The 2,849-nt window shown below is 61.9% G+C and carries 2 protein-coding genes; both read left to right on the forward strand.

The genetic code is table 11. The features are described from left to right. The first annotated feature begins 22 nt into the window (after positions 1 to 22). Positions 23 to 406: a hypothetical protein gene (locus AO388_RS30500; RefSeq protein ID WP_442963830.1), complete on the forward strand. Its 384-nt coding sequence runs from the start codon at positions 23 to 25 to the stop codon at positions 404 to 406. Continuing rightward, a partial coding sequence (locus tag AO388_RS25420; protein WP_236713977.1) for an AMP-binding protein occupies positions 301 to 2,849 on the forward strand: 2,549 nt, incomplete at its 3' end. The genes AO388_RS30500 and AO388_RS25420, both read left to right, overlap by 106 nt.

Genomic DNA, 2,849 nt, shown 5'->3' on the forward strand with positions numbered 1-2,849 from the left:
CAACGCGACCATCGGCAAGCCGATGGCCAACACCCGCATCTACCTGCTTGATGCCCGTCAACAACCGGTTCCGTATGGCGTGGCCGGTGAAATTTTCGTCGGTGGCGACGGCGTGGCCCGCGGTTACCTGAACCTTGCAGAGGTCAACGCCGAACGCTTCCTGGCGGATCCGTTCAGCAGCAGCCCTGATGCCAGGATGTACAAAACCGGAGACCTGGCACGTTACATGGCTGACGGCCGTANGGGGTCAAGGAAGCGGTGGTGGTCGCTCGGGAAGATAACCCGGGAGACAAACGCCTGGTGGCCTATGTGGTTGGCCAGCCGCAAAGCCAGCTTACAGCCGCTGAACTGCGTGCCGAACTGGCGCCGCAACTGGCCGAGTACATGCTGCCGAGCGCATTCATGATCCTCGACGCCTTGCCGTTGACGCCGAACCGCAAGCTCGACCGCAAGGCCTTGCCAGCCCCGGACGCTGATGCACTGATCAGCCGTGGCTATGAAGCCCCACAAGGCGAAACCGAAGAGCGGATCGTGGCTATCTGGCAAGACCTGCTGTGCATCGAGCAGGTCGGGCGTCACGACCATTTCTTCGAACTGGGTGGCCACTCACTGCTGGCCGTCTCGCTGATCGAACGTCTGCGCAAGCAGGGCCTGAATCTCAACGTAAAGACTGTATTCACTGCCCCCAGCGTGCGTGAAATGGCCCTGGCTATCAGCCAGGACAAACAAGCCCTGTTCCAGGCACCGGCCAACCGTATTCCGGCCCACTGCACGCAATTAACGCCGGACATGTTGTCGCTGGTAGAACTAAGCGTCGATCAGATTGAACTGATCACCTCGGCCGTTCCCGGCGGAGCCGCCAATATCCAGGACATCTACCCGCTGGCACCGCTTCAGGAAGGCATCCTGTTCCATCACCTGCTGAATCTTGAGCGCGACGCCTACCTGATGCGCTCGATGATCGAGTTCGACAGCCGCGCGCGTCTTGACGCCTTTCTTGGGGGCCTGCAAACGGTTATCGACCGCCATGATGTCCTGCGCACTTCGGTGCATTGGCTCGGCCTGCCGCAAGCGGTGCAAGTGGTGCATCGCCAGGCGCAATTCCCGGTACATACCCTCACCCTGACACCGGATGAAGACGCACTCAGCCAGGTGGATCGTCTCACTGATCCCAATCGTCTGAGCCTGGACCTGCGACAGGCCCCGCTGCTGCTCGCCTACATTGCTGGTGACCCCAACTCGGATCGTTGGCTACTGGCGCTGCTTGATCACCACATGGTCAGCGACCACGTCACTCTGGAGCTCATACTCGAAGAAATTCGCCTGCTGATGCAAGGCCAGGGCGCAGACCTGCTGCCACCGCAGCCTTACCGGGATTTTGTCGCGCAGACCCTCGCCAGCCCTTCAAGTGCCCACGAAGCCTACTTCACCCGCCGCCTGGCTGATGTCGATTCCCCCACCGTTCCGTTCGACCTGCTGGAAGTTCAGGGCAACGGCAATGACGTCGAAGAGTTCGAACTGGCATTGAGCAGTGACCTCTGCGCATGTATCCGGACTCAGGCCCGGGAACGCGGTATGTCCCCGGCGGTGCTGTTCCATGTCGCCTGGGCCCAGGTGCTGGCCCGTTGTACCGGTCGCGATGATGTGGTCTTCGGCACCGTGGTCACCGGCCGCCTGCAAGGTACGGTCGGCGCCGAGCGGGCCATGGGCATGTTCATGAACACCCTGCCGGTTCGCGTGCAACTGGCCACGCAAGGCATCCACGAGCTGGTCATGGACACCCACCGTGATCTCAGCGAATTACTGAGCCACGAGCAGGCGTCATTGGCCCTGGCCCAACGTTGCAGTAGCGTGGCCACGGCGCTGCCGTTGTTCTCCAGCCTGCTCAACTATCGGCACCAGGGGCAGGACAGTCAGTTGCAATGGCCGGGCCTGCGCCTGCTCGACAGCTCCGAGCGCACCAACTACCCGTTGTGCCTGTCGGTCGACGACTACGGCAATGACCTCAGCCTGATGATACACAGCGTGCAGCCCGCGGATCCGCAACGCCTGGGCGCCATGATGCAGTGCGCTCTGGAGCAATTGACCGATGCGCTGGCGCACACACCGCAGATCGCCGTTACGCAGCTGGATGTGTTGCCCGCCGTCGAGCGCAACCTGCTGCTGGAGACCCTCAACCAGACCCGCCAGGACTACCCGACGGACCTGTGCATTCAGCACCTGTTTGAGGCACAGGTACGCACGCAGCCTGACGCCATCGCCGTGGCTTTCCACGGGCAGCGCCTGAGCTATGCCGACCTGAATCGTCAGGCCAACCGTCTGGCTCATCATCTGATCGGCCTGGGCATTAGTCCGGATGACCGGGTGGCGATCTGCGTCGAACGCGGTGTGGAAATGGTGGTCGGTCTGCTCGGTGTGCTCAAGGCCGGTGCTGCTTATATGCCACTGGACCCGGCGTATCCGGTCGAGCGTCTTGCTTACATGATCAATGACAGCCAGCCAGCGGCGCTGCTCACTCAGCGCGGCGTGCAGGAGCGTTTGCCCACACTGTCGATGCCGCTGGTATTGCTCGATGCCGATCATTGCCAGGGCCTCACCGAGTGTGATGACAACCCGGTGGTACCGACCCTTGGCGTGCGCAACCTGGCGTATGTGATCTATACCTCCGGCTCCACCGGCAATCCAAAGGGCGTGATGATCGAACATCGCGGCCTGGTCAACTACAGCGTCGATGCGGCGCGGCTGTTTGACTTGTCCCCCACCGACACCGTGCTGCAGCAGAACACCCTGAATTTCGACCTGTCGGTGGAGGAAATCTTCCCGGCCTTGCTGGCGGGTGCCACTCTGGC

The organism is Pseudomonas sp. ICMP 10191, assembly GCF_001467335.1.
GTDB classification, from domain to species: Bacteria; Pseudomonadota; Gammaproteobacteria; order Pseudomonadales; family Pseudomonadaceae; genus Aquipseudomonas; species Aquipseudomonas cerasi.